A 20,497-nucleotide genomic window follows, 5' to 3' on the forward strand; every position below is an offset into this window, starting at 1 on the left:
TGACGAACGGGCCCGACTGACCAAAGGGAGCGACCCCCCATGGCTGACACCCAGGCTACCCAGCAGCCGGCCAGGGCCGCGAACCTGCCGCCCGCGGTAGGCCGGTCCGTATCCGTACGCATCCTCGACGAGGGCATGTACGACGACCTGCGGGTGATCATGCAGACCGGATGCGACGTGAGCGCCGCTGTCCGACAGGCGTTGCTCATCCTGGCGAACGTGTACCACGAGGCGTGGAAGGGCGGGCACTACCCGCCGGGCGTCGCGCCCGTCATCACGCACACGAGCATCGCGCCGTACTGCCCTGTCCGACAGCCTGACCAGGCCGTATGACAGATGCGCGCCCCGCTGTACGACACGGCGGGGCGCGCGCCGCGCGTCCGGACGCGGGCCGCCATGCGCACGCGCGCGGGCGTCGTACACCGCCGGTTGCGCCGTTATCGTTCCGTGACCTAAAGTGGGGCCCGTCTTCGGCGTGCCCGGAAACAACCCACTAGCCAACGCCCCGCAGGCGGCCCCGCCGCGGGGCGTTTCTCATGCCCGCAACCGCGTAGGCCCCGTGCAGCCGTCTGGGGGGCGGCATCGCGGGGGAGCCCGCCACGGCGTAGAACGGTCCGCGATGGGCAATCATGATCTTGGCCGCGCGGCCGACTCACCGCGCAGCTAGGTGGAGAGCGGGAGCCCTTCTGGCTGGGAGGCTCCCGCTCGCTTTGTTCATCGCCCTCGCCCCGCTGGCACTGCGCCACGGGGCGATTCCCATGCCCGGCACCGCCGAGGAGTAGCGCCAGGAGGTGACCGCCGATGGCACGCCCCATCACGGACGCCGACCGCCGCAAGGTGCGCGAGCTGCACGCCGCGGGCAAGTCCCGAAACCAGATCGCCCGCCAGATCAACAGGTCGCCCTCGACCGTGTCGAAGATCGCCGCAGCGTTCGACCCCCCGCTCGTCTTCGACCGCGCCGCCGAGGTCGCCGTCGCCACCGAGGTACGCCGCGCCGACCTCGCCTCGCGCCGGACCGCCCTCGCCCTCGACCTCCAGGCCGACGCCGAACGCCTACGGGCCCAGCTTTGGACACCGACCACGCACGGCGAGTTCGCCGGACGCGAGGGCGAGTGGCACGAAACCCACCTGCCGCAACCACGCTTCGGCGACCAACGCGCGATCGTCGCCTCGGTACAGACCGCCGTCGGCACCTCGCTACGCCTCGCCCCGGCCGAGGGCGGCGAGGACGCCGGACAGGTGCGCTCCATGCTGGGCGCCCTCGGCGAGGCCCTGACACAGGCCGCCACCGACGACCAGGCCCACGACGACGGGGGCGACGCCGGGGGGTGAGCCGCCGTGCTCGACCTCGATCGCCTGCCCCTGTCCCGCAAGCAGCTCCGCTCGATCGGGCAGGCGACCGCCCGTATCAACCTGTGGCACGGCTCGGTTCGGTCCGGCAAGACGATTGCGAGCCTGCTCGCGTTCGTCATTGCCGTTGCCACTGCGGGACCGTCGGGCCTGATCATCGTGTGTGGGCGCAGCCTGCAAACGATCGAGCGCAACGTGTTGGAGCCCCTACAGGACCGCGCGTTGTTCGGGCCCCTCGCCCGGCACATCGTGCACACCCGCGGGGCGACCACGGCGACCATCCTCGGCCGCACCGTCCACCTGATCGGCGCCGCCGACGCCCGCGCCGAGGGCCGCCTACGTGGCCTCACCGCACAGCTCGCCTACGTCGACGAGGCCACCCTCGTACCCGAAGGCTTCTGGACGCAGCTCCTCGCCCGCCTGAGCGTCCCGGGCGCCCGCCTGTACGCCACGACCAACCCAGACAGCCCGCGCCACTGGCTGAGGACCGGGTATCTCGACCGCGCGGGCGAACTGAACCTGCGTGCCTGGCACTTCCGCCTCGCCGACAATCCGTCGTTGTCGCCCGAGTACGTCGCCGACCTCACCGCCGAGTACGTCGGCCTGTGGCGCCGCCGCATGATCGATGGGGCGTGGGTGGTCGCCGAGGGCGCGATCTACGACATGTGGGACGAGGGGCGGCACGTCGTCGCCGACCTCCCCGACATGCGCCGGTACTGGCTCGGGTGCGACTACGGCACCACGAACCCGTTCTCGGCGGTCCTGCTCGGCGAGGGCACCGACGGCCGCCTGTACGTGTGCGCCGAGTGGCGCCACGACTCCCGCGCCGCGCACCGCAGCATGACCGACGCGCAGTACAGCGCCGCCGTCCACGCATGGCTCGACGCCCTCGGCATCACGCCCGAGTGGACGTTCATAGACCCGTCCGCCGCCAGCTTCTCTACGCAGATGTGGCAGGACGGGCACCCCGGCCTCGCCCGCGCCGCGAACGACGTGACCGACGGCATCCGCAGTGTGTCGAGCCTGCTCGCCGCCGACCGGCTGCTCGTCCACGAGTCGTGCGAGGGCCTGCTCGCCGAACTCCCCGGTTACTCCTGGGACCCCAAGGCGACCGAGCGCGGCGAAGACGCGCCGATCAAGGTCGACGACCACTCAGCCGACGCGTTGCGGTATGTCGTCCACTCCACCGCGCACGAGTGGCGCCACCTGCTCACCGCCCCCGCATCCCACATCGCCAGGAGGTGAGCCCCGATGGCACTGCCCGAGACCGGCGCAGCGTGGCCGCCGCCCGAGTGGGCCGCGTACTACGACCGGATCGCCGTCGACGACGCGTGGTACTCCGGCGACCGGGGCCGCCTCGCCCGCATCTACGGCCGCGAGCCGAAGACGCCGCGCCGCCGTCTGTGGAGCCGTCGCAGCACCGCGCACCGCCCCGGCCGCGACACCCGCCTACACGTCCCCCTCGCCGGCGATATCGCGCAGACCAGTGCTGACATGTTGTTTGCGGACATGCCGCGGATCGTCGTCGAGGACGCCCGGACTCAGTCCCGCCTCGACCAGATGCTCGATGCCGGCCACGTTCAGCAGATGCTCTTGTCGGCCGCCGAGCAGTGCGCCGCCCTCTCCGGGATCTACCTCCGCGTGACGTGGGACCGCGACCTAGTCGACCGGCCGCTGCTCACCGCTGTGCAGCCCGACAACGCCATCCCAGAATGGCGTTTCGGGATGCTCGCCGCGGTGAACTTCTGGCGGGAACTGTCCGGCAGCACGACACAGGCCGTATGGCGCCACGTCGAGCGGCACGAGCCCGGCCGGATCGTCCACGCCCTCTACCAGGGCAGCGGCGACAACATCGGCCGACGCGTCCCGCTCGCCGAGCACCCCGACACGGCCGCCCTGGTCGGCAGCATCGAGAACGACGGCGAATCGACGACGACCGGTATCCGGCGACTCACCGCCGCGTACATCCCGAACATGACCCCCAACAGGCTGCATAGGGGATCACCGATCGGGCGCAGCGACTACGCCGCCCCGATCTATGACCAGCTCGACAGCCTCGACGAGGTGTGGACGAGTTGGATGCGCGACATCCGCCTCGCCCGCGCGCGGCTGATCGTCCCTGATGGCTACCTCCGCAGTCACGGGCCCGGCAAGGGCGCGTCGTTCGACGAGGACGCCGAGGTATACGCCCAGCTCAACATGCCGCCGACCGAAAACGGCGGCATCACCTTGAGTCAGTTCGAGATCAGGGTCGAGGAGCACCAGCGCACGACCGAGGCACTGACCAGGCAGGCCGCCCAGTCCGCCGGGTACGCCGCCCGGTCGTTCGGCCTCGACCAGGACGGGGGCGCCGCCCGGACCGCGACCGAGGTCGACAGCGACGACGACAAGAGCACGATTACGCGCAGGAAGAAGGCAGGCCACTGGAAACAGGGCATGTCCGACGCCCTGTTCGCCCTGCTCGACCTCGACGCCGCGCACTTCGGCAGCAGGGCGCCCGCGGAGCGCCCGCGGGTCGAGTTCCCCGACGGAGTCGCCGAGTCGCCGATCGATACCGCGACGACCCTCGACCTGCTCAACCGCGCACAGGCCGTGTCGACCGCGACCCGGGTCAAGATCCTGCACCCGGAGTGGGACGACACGGAGGTCGCCGCCGAGGCCGCCGCGATCCTTCGGGAGACCGGCACCGCCGCCCCGGACCCGGGCGATACCTACCCGCTCGCCGCGTAGACGACGAGGGGGTGCGCCGTGCCGATTCACCCGGGCATGGTCGAGGATCTGGCCGCGACGACGCGCGACACCTACGCCGCGGCCGAGGAGAGGTTGTTGGGCATCATCGCGCGCCAGCTCGCCGCCGGCCTCGACGCGCCCGGGTGGGTCGAGGCCAAGCTCGCCGCTGTGCAGCAGGTACGCCGCGCCGCACAGGCCGTCGTCGATGAGCTGGGGAAGGCGACCAGCCTCGATGTGTTCGACGCGGTCGCCGAGGCGTACAACACGGGTCACCGCGCCGCCGTCGCCGAGTTGGGCGCCCTGTCCGACGACGCCCGCGCCCTGGTCGACGACCGCGTGCCGAACGCCCAGGCCGTCGACCGCCTCGCACAGGAAGCGGTCGACGTCGTCACCGCGACGCACCGGTCGATCCTCCGGGCCGTCGTCGACGGTTTCCGGGCCGTCATCGCGTCCGTGGCCGCCACGCCCCTACTCGGCACCGGCACCCGCCGGCAGGCCACCCAGGACGCGATGCGGGCGTTTGCCGACCGCGGGATACAGGCGTTCGTCGACCGCGCCGGCCGCCGCTGGTCGCTCCCCTCTTACGCCGAAATGGCCGTGAGGACCGCGACCGCGCGGGCCGCGACCGAAGCCCACATGCGCACGCTCGCCGAGGCCGGTGTCGAGTTGGTCGTCGTCAGCGACGCCCCGCGCGAGTGCCCCCTGTGCGCCCCGTGGGAAGGGCGCGTGTTGACGATCAGCGGGCCCGCGGGGGCGCGCACCGTCGAGGCCGAGCACGCCACCGAAGACGGCCGCATGGTGCCCGTTCGCGTCGCGGGCAGCCTCGACCAGGCCCGCGCCGCAGGGTTGCAGCATCCCAACTGCCGCCACAGCGTGAGCATGTACTCGCCCGGCTTGACCCGGATTGAGCAGGCCACCAGCGACCCGGACGGGTACGCGGCCGGGCAGCGTCAGCGCGAGATCGAGCGGACCATACGGAAGTGGAAGCGCCGCGAGGCCGCCGCCGTCGCCCCTGTCGCGCAGCGCGCCGCCCGCGCCAAGGTCAGGCAGTGGCAAGGCGCCATGCGCCAGCACCTCGCCGACCACCCCGACCTCCGGCGCAACCGCGTGCGCGAGGAGATCGGCGCCGGCAACCTCCCCGAGAAGCGGACCGAGGCGACGCCCGAGCAGGTCGAGGCCGCCCGCGTGTGGTCGGGCGACGACGCCAGCGTGCGCGCCATGAGCGACGACGACCTCGCCGCCGCCATGCGCTCGGCCCTGCTCGACGACCGCGCCCGCGCGCGGATCGAGGCCGAGGCAGACCGCCGCGACCTCGCCGCCCTGCTCGACCGCGCCGCGCCCCGCGGCACCCTCGCCGCCGACCTCACGCCGTTCAGCGACAGCGAGCTAGGCCGCGTGATCGGCCACGTTGACGACGCCGACGCACTGCGGATCGCCGCCGAACTCGACCGCCGCGACGTCGCCGCCCGCCTCCCGGGCGTCCGCCCGGACCTGGTCGGCCTGTCCGACGACGAACTCGCCGCCCGCGTCCGCCACGCCATCGAGCACGGCCTCGACGACGTCGACCAGCTCGCCGCCGAGGCGCACCGCCGCGACATGCTCGCCGCGATGTTCCCCGGCGGGCGCCTGGTCGACGACCTGTCCGCCCTCGGTGACGACGACCTCGCGTGGGTCATGCAGTACGCCGACGACGGCGAACTGTTGCGGGTCGCCGAGGAGTTCGACCGCCGGGACGGAGTCGACGCGGCGCCGCTGCCCGAGCCGGCCGACACGGGCGACCCCGTCGCCGACATGCTCGCCAACCGCGACGCCCTCGCCGAGGTAATGGGCGCCGTACCCGACCCGATCGTGTGGGGCGCCCTCGCCGGCGACAGCGAGGCCACCGCGCCGCGTGACTGGGGAGCGCTCAGCGACGAGGAGATCGAGCAACTTTCCGACGAGGAGTTCGCCCAGTTCCGCAACTCCGAGGCCGCCGCCGCCTACTGGCAGCGCCTCGCCGACCGCGAGGCCAAGGCCGCCGAGGAAGCCGGGCAGGAAGCCGTTCCCGAACACCGCATCACCCGGGCCGAGGCCCGAGAGATGTACTGGGAATGGGTGCAACGGCAGATCGCCGACGCCGAGGCCGCCACCAACGGCTACATGTTCAACAAGAAGTACGCCACCAAGGGCTACAGCTACGAGTCGTTGTTCACCGGCCCGCACCGCATCGGCTACGCCCGCGCGTCCGACGAACTCAAGGAGTGGTGGGAGACCCACCCGCGCCTCACACAGGCCGAGTTCATCACGCAAGTCACCGGCAAGACGCAGCGTTGGGCGACCGGCGCGAGCGAGAATCGGTGGGACGAGCAGATGAAGAGGTGAGCATGGGCGCGCGAGGCGACATCATCCGGGCGACCGTCGCGGGCCGGAAGGCCGGCCGGGACGGCGAGCGCGCGAGCGCCTGCCCGTACCCGGCCACGTCCCTACTCCGGACCGCGTGGATCAAGGCGTACGCCGAGGCCCGGCCCGTTCCGGCCGATGTCGTCGACGACGACCAGGCCGTCGAGTAGCACCACCCCAGCACCACACCCCGAAGGGGGGTCCGCCACCACGGCGGGCCCCCCTTTCGCATGTCCGCACACCCCCCGCCCCGTTCTACGAGGAGCCACCGTTGCCTGAGCAGCCCCCGAACCCGTCGGCCGACCCCTCGACGGACCCGACCAACCCCCCGGCCCCCCCAGCCGGACCCCCGGCCGCACCCTCGCCCCCGGCCGCACCCTCGGCCAACCCGTCGGCCCCGCCGCAGGGCGACCCCCAGACGCCCGCCGAGGGCGACGTGTCCGCGCTCCCCGAGTGGGCCCAGAAGCTCATCAAGGACGCCCAGCAGGCCCCGAAGGAGCCAGCCCCGGCCGCGGTCGAGCCGGCCGCCGAGGGCGACGTGTCCCGCCTGCCGAAGTGGGCACAGCAGCAGCTCACCCAGGCGCAGGAACAGGCCCGCACCGCCGCCGTACAGGCCGCCGTACTGCGCACCGCGCCGAGCGCCGGCGCCAACGCCGCGGCCCTGCTCGACTCGCAGTCCGCCATGACCGCGCTCGCCGCGGTCGACCCCACCGACCACAACGCCGTGACGGAGGCGATCAAGGCCGCCGTTCAGGCACAGCCGCACCTCGCCGCCGCCGTGGGCCCCGCCCGGGGTGGCGCCGACTTCGGCAGTGCCACCCCGCCCGAGCGCAAGCCCGGATCGCTGCACGACGCCATCGCCGCCCGCCTGGGCGCCTGACCTAGGAGCACCCCTTGCCCGTCACTCTCGCCGAGGCGAAGAACAACGCACAGGACGACATCGACGTCGCTGTAATCGACGAGTTCCGCAAGGAATCCGCCGTCCTCGACAGCCTGACGTTCGCCGACGTCGTCAACCCCGCCGACGGGGGCGACACCCTCACGTACGGATACCGCCGTCTGATCACCCAGCCGACCGCGAATTTCCGGCCGATCAACACCGAGTACACCGCGTCGGAAGTCCAGACGCAGCGCTACACCGTCGACCTGAAGGTGATGGGTGGATCGTTCCGCGTCGACCGCGTCGTCGCCCGGGTTGGTCCGGCCGCCTCCGGCGCCGTCACGCTGAACATGACCCAGAAGATCAAGGCGACCCGTACGGCTTTCCAGGACACCGTGATCAACGGCGACGTGTCGGTCGACGCCGAGTCGTTCGACGGCCTCGACAAGGCACTGACCGGCACGGCAACGGAGTTCCGCGCCAACGTCGTCACCGACTGGTCGGATTTCGACACCAACGCGCGCGCCGAGCACAAGGCCCTCGACGCCATCGACGAATGGCTGTCTCTGCTCGACGGATCGCCGACGATCATCCTCGGCAACAAGCGGGCCCTTGCCCGCGTCCGCGCCGCCGCGCGCCGCGCGGGCATGTACACACAGAACCCCCTCGACGGCCTGCTCGGTCCGACCGGCCGCCCGATCGTCCGCGAGCAGTACGGCGACATCGTGTTCGCCGACCCGGGCGACAAGGCCGGCACGAACAACGCGATCATCCCGGTGGAGAACCGGACCGTCGGCGGCACCGCCGCAACCGGCCTCACCGACCTCTACGCGTACCGCGTCGGCCTCGACGGATTCCACGGCGTCGCCTGCATGGGCGGGACCGTCGTCCGTCAGTGGCTGCCCAACTTCGAGACCCCGGGCGCCGTCAAGTTCGGCGAGGTCGAACTCGGCCCCGTCGCCGTGGCGCTCAAGAGCACCAAGGCCGCCACCGTCTTCCGCAACATCAAGGTGGGCTGACCCATGGCACTCATCCGCACCCCCGTTGAGGGATACAGCGGCCCGGGCGTGGCCGGCCTGCACTTCGTCGACGGCCAGGCCGAGACCGACGACGAGGCCGTGATCGCCTACGCCCGCCGGCGTGGCTACGACGTCCAGGACACCGCTTCCAAGCGGAAGGCTCCGGCGAAGACCGAGACACCGAAGGAGTAACCCGGTGCCCCGCGTCTACGCCACCCCCGCACAGCTCGCGGCGTGGACAGGGGAGCCGGCCCCGCCGGACGCCGAGCGGCTGCTCGCCCGCGCCAGTGAGGACGTCGACGACGTCCTGCTGTGCGCCGTCTACGCCACCACCGCCGCGGGCATGCCGACCGATCCGGCCGTCGTGCAGGCCCTCGCCGACGCCACGTGTGCTCAGGTCGAGTACCAGCTCGCCACGGGCGACGACGGCACCGGCGCTACCGGCCGATGGGGCAGCGTCTCTATCGGGCCCGTCACCCTCGGCGAGCGCCGCGACGCACCGGCCGCGGCCGGCGACGTCGACCTCGCCCCCCGCGCGCACCGTGCCCTACGCCGCGCCGGACTGCTGCCGGGGGTGATCTGGTGAGGCGCGTACCCGGGTGGCTGCTGCGCCACGAGGTGACCATCGAGCCTTACCTCGGCGCGTCCGCCTACGGGCCCCGCTACGGGCCCTCTGCCCCCGCGCGCGCCCTGGTCGCCGAGACCGTCAAGCGCGTGCGCGACCGCACGGGCGCCGAGACCGTCTCAACCGCGCAGATCATCGCCGCCCCCGATCTGACCTGCCCGACCGGCTCGCGCATCACGCTGCCCGACGGCCGCCGCACGACCGCGATCAGCGTCGCCCACCACACCGCGCCGGGTCTGCCCGTGCCCGCCTGTACGGAGGTGATGTGCGAATGACGCAGCGCACCCGACTTCGCTGGAACGGCGACGCGGCCCTCGCCGCGACCCGCGCCGGCGCCGCCCGCGGACTGCGGCTCGCCGCCGAGCACATCCTCGAAGTCTCCCGCCGCCGCGTCCCGATCGAAGAGGCCACCCTCGACCGCTCTGGGGCCGCGACCGTGGACGAGTCGTCGCTCACGGCCGCTGTCTCGTACGACACCCCGTACGCGATCAGGCAGCACGAAGAGCTGACCTACCGCCACGATGCGGGGCGCACCGCGAAGTACCTCGAACGCCCCCTCGCCGAGGAGGCCGACACGGTCGGCGAGATCATCGCCGCGCAGGTGAGGCGGGCCCTGCGGTGACGTTCCTCCCCGACGTCGTCGACGGCCTGGCCCGCCTGCTCGACGCGCAGAGCGTCGGCACATACCGGCCCGACGGCCTGTACGCCGCGGGCGAGACCGCCATCACCGACACCGTGATGCCCGAGGCGCCCGACCGCGTGATCGTCCTGACTGCGTACGCGGTCGAGGAGTCGGCCGCGCTCACCGACACCGTGCTCGCCGTGCAGGTGCGCACCCGCGCCGGGCCTGACCCGCGCGAGGTCGCCGCCCTCGACGACGCCGTGTTCGCCGTCTTGCAGGGTCTCGGCCGCCACACCTTCGGCGCCGCCCACGTCACGTTCGTCTACCGCTTCTCGTCCGCCTCCTTCGGCGCCGACGCCAACGGCCGCCAGGAGCGCACCAGCAACTACCGCGTGCGCGGCCACCGCTCCCACCCCCGCCTCGAATAGGAGAACCTTCCCGTGAGTACGCCCACGCCTCCAGAGACCGAGACCGCGCTCGCGCGTCGTTACCGCCTCGAACTCAACACCGGCACCGACACCACGCCCACGTGGATGCTGGTGCCGGGAGTCCAAGAGTTCGCCCCGAAGGTCGAACCCACCCACCAGAAGTCGACGACGTACGAGGACGAGGGGTGGGCGAATCCCACCGTGACCGAACTCGCCTGGTCGATCGAGGTCAAGCTCGCGCACCGCTGCCACCCCACGACCGGGGCATTCAACGCCGCACAGGAAAAGCTCAGGCTGGCGTCCGAGAACTTCGGCAGCGCCTCGCGCGTGCACGTGCGCTACTACGACCGCGAGGGGCGCCCCGAGGCGTATGAGGGGTTCGCCCTGGTCACGTGGGAGCCCGACGGGGGCGCGGCCGATGACCTCGACACCGTCAAGGTGACGTTGACCGGCAAGGGCGCCCGCAAGACGATCACTAACCCGGCTGCGCCGCCCGCTGGCGGGGGCGCGCTCACCCTCGCCGCCACCGAGGGCAAGACCCTGAAGAAGGTGGCTGCCTGATGGCGTTCGAAGCCCTCGACGAACTGCTCGATGAAACGCTCGTCCTGCCCATCGGTGGGCGCCGGTACACCATCCCCGCGCCCACCGCGGATACCGGTCTGCGCGTACAGACCATCGTGCAGGCCGCCGCTGTCGCTGCGTCCGGTGGGCAGGTCGACGAGGAAGCCCTCGGCGATGCCGCCGAGGGCGACCTGTACCGCGACCTGCTCGGCCCCGCCTACGACGAGATGGTCGCCAACGGCGTCACCTGGCCGGCGCTCAAGCACGCCGCGCGCACCGCCATTGCGTGGGTGGTGCAGGACAAGACCGCCGCTGAGCGCGTGTGGTCCTCCGGTGGCGACCCTTCTCGGCTGGCCCCGAACCGGCAGGAACGGCGCCGGTCGGGCGGGGCGAATACGACGAAGTCTCAGGACTCTGGGAGTGGTACGAGTGGCCGCCCGGCACCGGCCCGAGCACGGCACAAGCGTCGTCGCTGACCTGGCCCCGTCTCCTTGACCTGTGGCCGTTGATTGAGGCTGATCTCCACGAGGTGTACGGAATCGACGTCGGCGACCGGTGCCTTATGCGCGCCCGGTCCTGGCGATGGCTGCGCGTGCGGATCTTCGGCCTTGCGTCGACTGACTCGCGCCTGTCCCGCCACCTTGCACCACCCGAACAACCCCCGCGGTAGTTCGCTGCTGTAGCAGCCCGCGCCCACCACCGAGCACGAGGGAGGTGGGGCGCGTGGCGCTGACCGTCGGCGAACTCACCGGCTTCATTGATCTTGACGACTCCGGTGCACAACGCGGCCTCGCCCGCACACGCGCCGGACTCGACGAACTCACCCGCGGCACCGACGGCCGCTTGCGCGATCTGCGCGGGAGGTTCGTTGCGGAGTCCGCGGCCATGGGCGGCGCCCTCGGCGACGGCGTCCGCTCCGGAGCGCTGCGCGCGGCCAAGGGTCTCGCCCTGGTCGGCGGCGCGGTTCCGCTCGTGGCTGCGGGCACTGCCGCGCTCGGCGGCCTGGCCGCGGGCGCGGTCGCCGCCGGCCTCGCGGTGAAAGCCTTCTCCGCTGCGGTCGGCCCGCAGATGGAAGCCGTACAAGAGGTCGCCACCCTCGCCGAAGAGGCAGAGAAGGCCGCCGCCGAGGGCGCAGCGGACGCGGCCGAGAAACAGCAGGCATACACCGACGCTCTCGCCCGGCTTCCGCCCGCGACCCGGGACGCGGCATCGGCGTTCATCGGCCTGAAATCGGACTATCAGGCGTGGTCCGACAGCCTGTCGACCACGACCATGCCCGTCGTCACCAAGGGCATCACGGTCCTGCGGGACCTGCTCCCCACGCTGACCCCTGTCGTCGAAGCCGCCGCGGACGCGTTCGGCGGGTTCTTCGACGACGTCTCAGCGGGCATCAAGAGCGCTGAATTCAAGGAGTGGGCGAGCGAGACGGCCGCCGTTGGCGGGCCCGCGCTGCGCGACATCCTCGACGTCGTCAAGAACTTCGCGATCGGGTTCGCCGGATTGCTCCAAGCCTTTCTGCCTGCCTCGACGGGGGTGACCGGCGGTCTGGTCTCGATGTCGGCCGCGTTCGCCGACTGGGGCACTTCGCTCGACGACAGCGACGGGTTCGCAACGTTCCTCGACCTGGCCGAGCAGGGCGCCGGAACGCTGGGCGCCCTGGGCGGCGCGGCCCTCGAACTGCTCGTCGCCCTCTCGCCCCTGCTCGGCGTCTCCGCGCAACTGGCGATCTACCTGGCGCAGGTCATCAGCGCCGTGCCGACACCGGTACTCGCCGCGCTCGCCGTGGTCATCGGTTCCGTGACCGTGGCCACGAAGGCATGGGCACTGGCCCAAGCAGTCGTTGCGGCTCGTAACCGCATCTGGACGAGCACCCAATGGGCCCTGAACACCAGCATGTTCGCCTCGCCCGTCTTCTGGATCATCGCGGCAATCGTCGCCCTGGTCGCCGTGGTGGTGCTGATCGCCACCAAAACCACACTTTTCCAACAGGCGTGGTCGGTGGCGTGGGGCGCCATCAAGTCGACCGCTGACACGGTCGTCGCGGGTATCGCCACGGCGCTGGGCTGGTTCGGGCAACTGCCTGGCCGTCTCGGCGGCTGGTTCGGCGCCGCGAAGGAAGCCGCGGTGCGTCAGCTCCTCGGCCTGCTGCTGTGGCTCGGCGGTATGCCGGGCCGTGCCGCGTCTGCTCTGTCCGGGCTGCCGGGCAGTCTGGGCCGTTCCGCGCGGGCCGGATTCGCGGCCTTCCGCACGGCCGCCGGCCAGAAGGCCGCCGAATTTCTCGGGTGGGTGCGCGGCTTCCCCCGCAGCATCGCCGCCGGTATCGGCTCCCTTGGGGGCCTGCTGACCGGGAAGGGCCGCGACATCGTGCGCGGCCTGTGGGCCGGTATCCGGTCCATGGGCGGATGGCTGAAGCAAACCCTCACCGGCTGGGCCAAGTCCATCGTGCCGGGGCCGATTGCGCGGGCGCTTCGCATCGGCTCGCCCTCGCGCCTGATGGCGGACGAGGTGGGCCGGTGGATTCCCGCGGGCATCGTCGACGGCATCGAGGCCGGGGCCCCCGCTGTCGACCGCACCATGCGCACCCTCGTGAGCACCCCCACCCCGGGCCAGGCCACGGCCGCGGCCATGGCCGCGCGCACCAGCACGCCCGCGGGCGGCGCCGGGTCCGGCGGGCGCCTGGTCCTCGACGTCACCGGCGCCGACCAGGACCTCAAGCGCCTCATTCGCCGCATGGTCCGCGTGGACGGCCGCGGCAGCGTCCAGACCGCTTTCGGCACGTGAGCAGGGGGTGAGCTGTGGCCTTCCCCGACACCCCGCTCGGCGTGCGCGTCGAGCTGCTGCTCGGCGCGTGGCAGGACATCACCGGCGACGTGTTCACGCAGTCGCCCGTCACGATCACGCGCGGGCGCCCGGACCAGGGCGCCCGCACCGACGCGGCCACGTGCACGTTCGTCCTGGACAACCGCACCGGCCGCTACTCGCCCCGCAACCCGCACAGCGACCTGTACGGGCTCATAGGCCGCAACACCCCCGTGCGCGTGTCCGTCCAGCCCGACCCCGCGGGCCCGCGCCTGGTGCGCTTCGTCGGCGAGGTCGCCGCCTGGCCCGTGCGCTGGGGCACCCCGCACGACGTCGCCGTACCGGTGCAGGCCGCGGGCATCCTGCGCCGCCTCGGCCAGGGGACCAAACCGCTTGACTCCACGCTGCGGCGCCGTATCCCCTCGGCGAACCCGCGCGCGTACTGGCCCATGGAGGAAGCGCGGGAGGCGACCCGCGCCTACTCGCCCATTCCGGGTGTGCGCCCCGCCGCCGTGACCGGGGTGGAGTTCGGCGCGGTCGACACCCTGCCCTCGTCGCGCGCGCTGCCGCGCCTGACCGGGGCCGCCACGCTGTCCGCGATCGTGCCCACCCACGAGGCATCCGGGCAGTGGCAAATGGAGTTCGTCTACAACGCCGACGACAAGATCCCCCCCGGAACGGGGGATTGGGCCGAGGTAATCGGCGTGTCGACCACCGGCACCGTGCGGCGCTGGGTGGTGGGCATGCGCAACGGGGCCGCGCGGCTGTACGGCTTCGACGCCTCGGGCGAGGACGTGATTTTCAAGGCCGTGGGGGTCGGCTCCGACGTGTGGCACGGCTGGGTGCGCATGCGCCTGTGGGCCCGCGACGAGGGCGCCGGCATCACCTACCAGTTGGCGTTTCAGGACGTCGGCGGGGATGCCGGTGGCCTGACCGGCACCCTCGCTGGCGCATCGGCGGGCCGCGTGACCGCCGTCACCGCCACCTGGGGGCCGCTCACTGAAGGGTGGTCCATCGGTCACGTCGGCGTCCTGCGGACGGCCAACGCCTGGTTGTACGACGGCAGCGATGACGGCTACGCGGGCGAAAGCGCGTGGCGGCGCATGGCGCGCCTGGCCACCGAGGAGGGCATCCCGATCGTCCGCATGGCGGGCCCGCTCACTACCGAGCGCGTCGGCCCCCAGCGCCCCGAGACGCTGCTGTCGCTGCTGGAAGCCGCCGCCGCCGCCGACGGTGGTCTGCTCCTGGAAGATCCGACCCGACTGGGTCTGCTCTACCGCGACCGCTCCACCCTCTACACCCAGGCCCCGGCGCTCACCCTCGCCTACGGCCAACCTGGGTTGGCCTCCCCGCTCGACCCCGTCGACGACGACGAGGCAGTGCGCAACGACATCACGGTCACCCGCAGCGGCGGCAGCTCGGCGCGCGCGGTCCTCGAAGAGGGCCCGCTGTCCGTGCAGGCCCCGTCCGCGGGCATCGGTGTGTACGACGAGGCCGTAACGCTCGCCCTGGACGACGATCTACAGCCCGAACAGCACGCGCACTGGCGCTTGCACCTGGGCACCGTCGACGGCGCGCGCTATCCCGCGGTGTCCGTGATGCTCCACAAGGCGCCCCACTTGATCCCCGGTGTCACGGCCCTGCGCGAGGGCGACGTCATCCGCCTGACTGGCCTTCCGCCGTGGGTGGCTCGCGAAGACGTCGACCTGATCATGCAGGGCTGCACCGAGACGCTGGACGTGCGCCGGTGGGACATCACGTTCACGTGCTCGCCCGCCGCGCCCTGGATGACCGCCAAGACCGATCATCCCCTGTACGGCAAGGCCGACACGGACGGGTGCGCCCTGCTCACCGCGGCGACGGCGACGGCGCCCGTGCTGGACGTGGTGAGCCAGGGCCTGCCCTGGACGTCCGACCCGGCCGAGATGCCGCTACCGCTCCGCCTCGGCGGGGAAGTCGTGCACGTCACGGCCGCAGCGCCGCTCGGGGACACCTTCGCGCGCACCGTCACCGACGGGTGGGGCACCACGGCCGCCGGCCTGACGTGGGCGACGGCTGGCGGAGCGGCCTCGGACCGCAGCGTTGACGGGGCCCGCGCGGTGGTCGTCCTGCCGTCGTCGGTCAGCACCCTGCGCGTTCAGACCTTGCTCGCGGCCGTGCGTGACTGCGAGGTCCGCGTGCGCATCCGCCCAGGGCAGGTCTCCACCGGCGGCAGCCTCATCCCGGGAATCTTGCTGCGCTACACCAGCGTCGCCGCCAGCTACCGCGTGCGCCTGCACCTGGGCACGAGCGGTGACCTGGCGCTGTCCGTCTCCCGCGGCTCCACGCAGGTCGGCAGTACCTCGCCGGTCCCCGGCGGCTACACCGCCGACGAGGAGATCGAGCTACGCGCCCGCATCGACGGGCACCGCATCCGGGCCCGCGCCTGGCAGGCCGGCGCGGTCGAGCCGCAGGACTGGCAGACCGACGTGACGATCACCGACGCCCCGATCGATGCGGGCGCCGTGGGGCTTTCCGCGTCCGGCTTCTCCGCCAACACCAACACCGCACCCGTAATCCGCTTCGGCGCCTTCGAGGTCGTCGGCGGACAGCGGCTGACCGTGACCCGCTCCGTCAACGGTGTCGCGAAATCACACGCACCCGGCACGGATGTGCGGCTGGCCCATCCCGCAATCGCATCCCTGTAAGGAGATACATGGCGACGCCTGTTGATCGGTGGCTGCCTGGCATGGATATCACCGCGGGCCGCTTGGAAAGCATGAACCAATCTCGGTCGAGCTTCATGGTGACCAATTTTGGCGCGGACCCCTCCGGCAGTATCAATGCCCACGCGGGTATTCAAGCCGCCCTCGACCTGGCCAGGGATATAGGCGGCGCCCAGGTTTTCGTACCGCCTGGAATTTACCTGATCGGCGCCACCCTGCGCATTTACTCCAATACGCGGCTCACGCTCATGGCGGGCGCCGAATTCCGTCGCAACCACGCTGGAACGATGATCGTCAACGGCGACCGTGGGCAGGCGTTCCCCGGCTACACCGGCCATTCACGGATCACGATAGAAGGTGGCTTGTGGAACATGCGCGGCACCGCTCCGGGCCTCACCGGTAGCGCGATGTGCATTTCCATCGGCCACGCGACGGACATCACTATTCAAGATTTGGAGGTACGTGACACCCCGGGATATCACGCCATCGAGCTGAACAGTACGAGCCACGGAGTGATCAGGAACGCCAAATTCAGAGGCTATATCGATCCGGGCGGCCGGGACTTTTCAGAGGCTATCCAAATGGACCTGGCGAAATCTTCCGGAGCTTTCGGGGCTTTTGGCCCTTATGACCACACGCCATGCGAGGATGTGCTGATCACAGGGTGCCACGTCGGAGCCTCCGGGACCCCGGGAACAACAGCATGGCCGCGTGGTATCGGTTCCCATTCGGCGACGATCACGAAGTATCACCGTCGCATACGAGTGTCCGACAATAGCTTTGAAAATGTTCTCCAGTACGCGGTGAGCGCGTACAACTGGGAGGATTTCACGTGCACCGGAAACACGTTCGTGTCATGCGGCTCCGGTGTCAGGCTCCGTGCCGTTATCCTCTCCGATCCCGAGGACACGAAAACGCCGGACGGGACCCAGACCAACGCATCCCAGGTGATGCGGAACCACACGATCACTGGCAATGCCTTTCGGGGCGGGGGAAGCTACGACGACCCGATCGTCGCATTGGGCGAGTCGTCCGGCCAGATCCTCAATGCCGCCATTGCGGGCAACAGCATTGACGGCTCGCAGGGCGGGCAGAACGGTATTCGCCTACAGCAGGCGTCGCGCGTGACTATTTCCGGCAACGTACTGGCGAATCTCAGCGGTACGGGACTGTCCATCGGCGTGTCCGGCAATGTGGTCGCCACGGGCAATGAGATATGGAACGTGGGGGGCAACGGCATTGCACTGACCACTGTTGACCACTCCACCATCGCCAGTAACCAAATCCGCGAACCAGGCTCGTCCGGAATTCTCGTCACCGGAAACAGCGACAACATTCATTTGCGCAACAACTACATCAAATCCCCAAGTCGCTCCAAACATGGGGATGCGTGGGGAATTCGCCTCCAGGGCGGAAGTTCCTCCATTTCTCTTTCCGGGAATAAGGTCCGGCCGCACGGCTCCGGAAATGAGGCCTCGCACGCCTTCTCAGCCGAAGGTGGCACCAATCCCGTCACCCTCATTCAGCGATACGGCAATGACTTCCGCGGCTCGTGGACGGTCGCGCCCATCGCCGAGGGCACGGGGGTCACCTCCAACACCTCGGCCGCCGACGTCACCTGACGCCCGCGCCCCGCCCCCACCTCGTACACCCCCCGTGCAACCGCGCCGGGGGTTTCCTCATGCCCAGCTCAGGAGCAGCCCGTGAAGTTCGTCCCGCGCGCGCAGTGGCGCGCCCGCCCCTCCCGCTACTCGCTCACCTACATACGCAGCACCCGCGGCGTGAAGATCCACTATGAGGGCACGTTCGTCCCGGCGAGCCTCGCGCGCCCGGAGTCCCACAAGCTGTGCGCGGCCCGGATGCGGGCCCTTCAGGCGAGCCACCTCGCCAACCCCGTGGAGGACTATTCCGACATCGCGTACAACGCCGTCGTGTGCCCGCACGGGTACGTGTTCGAGGGCCGCGGCGCCCACAAGAAGACCGGCGCCAACGGCAAGGCCACGCTCAACGCCCGCGACTACGCGGTATGCGCCATGCTCGGCGACTCCGGACTCACCGAGCCGACCGACGCGCAGCTCGACGGGCTGCGCGACGCGATCGAGTGGCTGCGTACCAGCGGGGGCGCCGGCCGCGAGATCGGCGGGCACCGCGACGGCTACCCGACCGCCTGCCCCGGTGGACCGCTCTACACCTGGGTCAAGCAGGGCGCCCCGCGCCCCGGCGGGGGCAAGCCCGACCCCAAGCCGCCGCGGGAGTACGAGCCGTTCCCCGGTGTCGCCTGGTTCAAGACCGCGCCGCGGTCGCCGATCATCACGGCCATGGGCCGACGCCTGGTCGCCGAGGGGTGCTCGGCCTACACCGAAGGGCCCGGGCCGCAGTGGACCGACGCCGACCGCGCGAGCTTCCGCAAGTGGCAGCGTCGGTTGGGCGACGACCCGCGGTACTGCGACGGGTGGCCCGGCCCCCGCCAGTGGGCCGCCCTCAAGGTCCCCAAGGCCTGACCCCGCCGCCCCCGCCCCCGCTGTCGCATCCCCCCTTCCCGAAATGAGGACCCCATGACCGACGCCGCGCGCCGCACCATCCGCACCGTGATCCAAACCGCCGTGGCCCTGGCCCTGGCCCTGCCCGCCATCGTGGACGCCTCCGGCATCCCCGCCGCCCTGCCCTGGGTCGCCGGCGCCCTCGCCGTCGCCGGCGGCCTCTCCCGCGTCATGTCCCTGCCCGCGGTCGAGGCCCTGCTCGACCGCGTCGGCCTCGGCCTGGTCGACGACACCGGCGAGGGCACCCCGTGACGATCCCCACCCCGTCCGATCCGACTGTCGCCGTTGAGTTGGAGAAGATCCGCGGGGAGCTGGCCGCGGGGTTCGCTCGCGTCGACGGCTCCCTCGCCCTGCTCGTACAGCGCGGCGACCAGACTGACCGCGCCCTCGCCGACCACGAGGCACGCCTCGACGCCCTCGAACGCGCACGGTGGCCGCTCCCGTCCCTGGCCGCCCTGGTCGCCCTGTGCGGCCTCGCCGTGTCCCTCTGGACATCTCTCCGCTAGCTGTCGCCCCCTCCGCCTACGGGCGGAGGGGGCTTTCGCCGTTCTCGGAGATCCCTCCCGAAGGCGAACGGGTACCGTTCAGGTGTCGAGTCAGACAGGAGCCAGCATGCACGCTCTACCTCATGACCACACCGGTAAGCGCATCAAGCGACTGCGCCTAGAACGCCACCTCACCCAGCGGGCCCTTTCCGACCTCTCCCGAGTGCCGTACAGCACTCTTACCAAGACCGAGCAGGGCGTCATTCCGGCCAGCCCACATGTTGTCGCGAGCGTGGCGCGCGCCTTGCGCGTGGACGTCTCAACCATCAACGGTCAGCCGTACATGGTTGAGTTGCGCACTGATGAACTAGACGTCCTGATACGGCCCATTCGCGAAGCGCTCGACGTTTACGACTTGGGGGCCGATCCCGACATCGCCCCCCGTCCGCATGCGCTCCTCGCCGATGATGCCGAGGCCCTGCTCGTTGCCGTCCGAGCTGGGGAGATCAAGCGCGCGGCGAGCGAAGTCGCCGGCCTCATTCAGGAAGCGACCACCGCAGCACACACCGCTCACACCTCAGAGGGGTGGCTACTCCTCGCCAGCACCTACCGCACGGCCTACGACGTGGCGACGAAACTCGGCTTCGCGGACCTTGCCGCAATCGCCCTGTCCCGTATGGACTGGGCCGCGCACCGTGGCTCTGACGCTGTGTTCGGCGGCATGTACCGCTACATGCGCGCCTTGACCTACCTCCGCGAGGGCCAGTTCCGCACCGGTGACCGCTTGGTCCGCATGGGGCTGAACATCCTTGAACAGGCCGACCCTGGGCGCGAGCGCGACGTCGTGACGGGACAACTCCACCTTGGGGCAGCAGTCATGGCAGGTCGAGCCCATGACGGGTCCCGCGCGGAAGGGCACCTGACCGAGGCAGAACGCCTCGCCGAGCGCACCGGCGAAGCCGTAAAGGTGCACTGGCTGAGCTTCGGCCCTACCAACGTCGCCGTACACCGCGTCAGCGTCGCGGCTGAACTCGACGAGTACGGCGACGCGGTCAGCGCCGGGCGTACGGTCCGCTTCCCGAAAGACTGGCCCGCTTCTCGCCGCAGCCATCACTACGCCGAGTACGCCCGCTCGCTGATGTGGACGGGTGACCTCGACACCGCGTACAACAACCTTCTGAAGTCCCGGAAGGCGGCTCCCCAGCAGGCGCGGTATCACCCCACTGTGCGAGAGACGTACGCAGGGCTGGAAGCCGCGAAGCGTCAACTACCCGACAGCTTCCTCTCGTTCGGCTCTTGGCTTGGTGTGTAACAGCACGTAAAGCTCTAGCCCCGGCTATCAACATGTCTTGATAGTCGGGGCCTTTCCATGGG

The 20,497-nt window shown here is 71.0% G+C and carries 22 protein-coding genes; all 22 read left to right on the forward strand.

Going from position 1 to position 20,497, the window contains the following annotated elements; all coding sequences use genetic code 11:
• Positions 1-39 precede the first annotated feature (39 nt).
• Positions 40-333 carry a hypothetical protein gene (locus tag QK440_RS06850; protein WP_282792077.1) on the forward strand — a complete coding sequence of 98 codons (294 nt, stop codon included), beginning with the start codon at positions 40-42 and terminating at the stop codon, positions 331-333.
• Between the two features lie 468 nt (positions 334-801).
• Positions 802-1,332, forward strand: a complete 531-nt coding sequence (locus QK440_RS06855) for a helix-turn-helix domain-containing protein (protein ID WP_282792078.1) — start codon at positions 802-804, stop codon at positions 1,330-1,332.
• Between the two features lie 6 nt (positions 1,333-1,338).
• Complete coding sequence (locus tag QK440_RS06860; RefSeq protein WP_282792079.1) at positions 1,339-2,595, forward strand: PBSX family phage terminase large subunit; 1,257 nt, start codon at positions 1,339-1,341, stop codon at positions 2,593-2,595.
• A 6-nt stretch (positions 2,596-2,601) separates the two neighbouring features.
• Complete coding sequence (locus QK440_RS06865; RefSeq protein WP_282792080.1) at positions 2,602-4,080, forward strand: phage portal protein; 1,479 nt, start codon at positions 2,602-2,604, stop codon at positions 4,078-4,080.
• A gap of 18 nt (positions 4,081-4,098) precedes the next feature.
• Positions 4,099-6,441 (forward strand): phage minor capsid protein, encoded by a 2,343-nt coding sequence (locus tag QK440_RS06870; protein ID WP_282792081.1) that lies wholly within the window; start codon positions 4,099-4,101, stop codon positions 6,439-6,441.
• A gap of 2 nt (positions 6,442-6,443) precedes the next feature.
• Complete coding sequence (locus QK440_RS06875) at positions 6,444-6,629, forward strand: Rmf/CrpP fold protein (protein ID WP_031017712.1); 186 nt, start codon at positions 6,444-6,446, stop codon at positions 6,627-6,629.
• Between the two features lie 101 nt (positions 6,630-6,730).
• Positions 6,731-7,339: a hypothetical protein gene (locus QK440_RS06880; protein WP_282792082.1), complete on the forward strand. Its 609-nt coding sequence runs from the start codon at positions 6,731-6,733 to the stop codon at positions 7,337-7,339.
• A gap of 14 nt (positions 7,340-7,353) precedes the next feature.
• Positions 7,354-8,358 carry a major capsid protein gene (locus QK440_RS06885; RefSeq protein WP_282792083.1) on the forward strand — a complete coding sequence of 335 codons (1,005 nt, stop codon included), beginning with the start codon at positions 7,354-7,356 and terminating at the stop codon, positions 8,356-8,358.
• Positions 8,359-8,361: 3 nt separating this feature from the next.
• Positions 8,362-8,550 carry a hypothetical protein gene (locus tag QK440_RS06890; protein WP_282792084.1) on the forward strand — a complete coding sequence of 63 codons (189 nt, stop codon included), beginning with the start codon at positions 8,362-8,364 and terminating at the stop codon, positions 8,548-8,550.
• A gap of 4 nt (positions 8,551-8,554) precedes the next feature.
• Positions 8,555-8,944: a hypothetical protein gene (locus QK440_RS06895; protein ID WP_282792085.1), complete on the forward strand. Its 390-nt coding sequence runs from the start codon at positions 8,555-8,557 to the stop codon at positions 8,942-8,944.
• Positions 8,941-9,258, forward strand: a complete 318-nt coding sequence (locus QK440_RS06900) for a hypothetical protein (protein WP_282792086.1) — start codon at positions 8,941-8,943, stop codon at positions 9,256-9,258. Before QK440_RS06895 ends, QK440_RS06900 begins: the two co-directional genes overlap by 4 nt.
• Positions 9,255-9,605, forward strand: a complete 351-nt coding sequence (locus QK440_RS06905) for a hypothetical protein (RefSeq protein ID WP_282792087.1) — start codon at positions 9,255-9,257, stop codon at positions 9,603-9,605. The genes QK440_RS06900 and QK440_RS06905 overlap by 4 nt, the downstream gene beginning before the upstream one ends.
• Entirely contained in the window at positions 9,602-10,033 is a 432-nt protein-coding gene (locus tag QK440_RS06910; RefSeq protein ID WP_282792088.1) for a minor capsid protein, read from the forward strand. The genes QK440_RS06905 and QK440_RS06910 overlap by 4 nt, the downstream gene beginning before the upstream one ends.
• A gap of 12 nt (positions 10,034-10,045) precedes the next feature.
• Complete coding sequence (locus QK440_RS06915; RefSeq protein ID WP_282792089.1) at positions 10,046-10,594, forward strand: hypothetical protein; 549 nt, start codon at positions 10,046-10,048, stop codon at positions 10,592-10,594.
• Complete coding sequence (locus QK440_RS06920) at positions 10,594-11,070, forward strand: hypothetical protein (protein ID WP_282792090.1); 477 nt, start codon at positions 10,594-10,596, stop codon at positions 11,068-11,070. Before QK440_RS06915 ends, QK440_RS06920 begins: the two co-directional genes overlap by 1 nt.
• Before the next feature lie 247 nt (positions 11,071-11,317).
• A complete protein-coding gene (locus QK440_RS06925) occupies positions 11,318-13,375 on the forward strand; it encodes a hypothetical protein (protein WP_282792091.1) in 2,058 nt (685 codons plus the stop codon).
• A gap of 14 nt (positions 13,376-13,389) precedes the next feature.
• A complete protein-coding gene (locus QK440_RS06930; RefSeq protein WP_282792092.1) occupies positions 13,390-16,080 on the forward strand; it encodes a hypothetical protein in 2,691 nt (896 codons plus the stop codon).
• Between the two features lie 8 nt (positions 16,081-16,088).
• Complete coding sequence (locus QK440_RS06935; RefSeq protein ID WP_282792093.1) at positions 16,089-17,720, forward strand: right-handed parallel beta-helix repeat-containing protein; 1,632 nt, start codon at positions 16,089-16,091, stop codon at positions 17,718-17,720.
• Between the two features lie 81 nt (positions 17,721-17,801).
• On the forward strand, positions 17,802-18,599 hold the full coding sequence (locus QK440_RS06940; protein WP_282792094.1) for a peptidoglycan-binding protein: 798 nt from the start codon (positions 17,802-17,804) through the stop codon (positions 18,597-18,599).
• Positions 18,600-18,653: 54 nt separating this feature from the next.
• A complete protein-coding gene (locus tag QK440_RS06945; RefSeq protein WP_282792095.1) occupies positions 18,654-18,890 on the forward strand; it encodes a hypothetical protein in 237 nt (78 codons plus the stop codon).
• A complete protein-coding gene (locus tag QK440_RS06950) occupies positions 18,887-19,144 on the forward strand; it encodes a hypothetical protein (protein ID WP_282792096.1) in 258 nt (85 codons plus the stop codon). Before QK440_RS06945 ends, QK440_RS06950 begins: the two co-directional genes overlap by 4 nt.
• A gap of 106 nt (positions 19,145-19,250) precedes the next feature.
• The gene (locus tag QK440_RS06955) at positions 19,251-20,435 is read left to right on the forward strand and encodes a helix-turn-helix transcriptional regulator (RefSeq protein WP_282792097.1); all 1,185 of its coding nucleotides are present in this window, start codon (positions 19,251-19,253) and stop codon (positions 20,433-20,435) included.
• Positions 20,436-20,497: the final 62 nt, after the last annotated feature.

This window comes from Streptomyces sp. CC224B, assembly GCF_030010595.1.
GTDB lineage: Bacteria > Actinomycetota > Actinomycetes > Streptomycetales > Streptomycetaceae > Streptomyces > Streptomyces longispororuber.

Coding starts and splice junctions, on each gene's coding strand:
- QK440_RS06850 (WP_282792077.1), top strand. CDS start 40: ATGGCTGACACCCAGGCTACCCAGCAGCCGGCCAGGGCCGCGAACCTG.
- QK440_RS06855 (WP_282792078.1), top strand. CDS start 802: ATGGCACGCCCCATCACGGACGCCGACCGCCGCAAGGTGCGCGAGCTG.
- QK440_RS06865 (WP_282792080.1), top strand. CDS start 2,602: ATGGCACTGCCCGAGACCGGCGCAGCGTGGCCGCCGCCCGAGTGGGCC.
- QK440_RS06875 (WP_031017712.1), top strand. CDS start 6,444: ATGGGCGCGCGAGGCGACATCATCCGGGCGACCGTCGCGGGCCGGAAG.
- QK440_RS06890 (WP_282792084.1), top strand. CDS start 8,362: ATGGCACTCATCCGCACCCCCGTTGAGGGATACAGCGGCCCGGGCGTG.
- QK440_RS06905 (WP_282792087.1), top strand. CDS start 9,255: ATGACGCAGCGCACCCGACTTCGCTGGAACGGCGACGCGGCCCTCGCC.
- QK440_RS06920 (WP_282792090.1), top strand. CDS start 10,594: ATGGCGTTCGAAGCCCTCGACGAACTGCTCGATGAAACGCTCGTCCTG.
- QK440_RS06935 (WP_282792093.1), top strand. CDS start 16,089: ATGGCGACGCCTGTTGATCGGTGGCTGCCTGGCATGGATATCACCGCG.
- QK440_RS06945 (WP_282792095.1), top strand. CDS start 18,654: ATGACCGACGCCGCGCGCCGCACCATCCGCACCGTGATCCAAACCGCC.
- QK440_RS06955 (WP_282792097.1), top strand. CDS start 19,251: ATGCACGCTCTACCTCATGACCACACCGGTAAGCGCATCAAGCGACTG.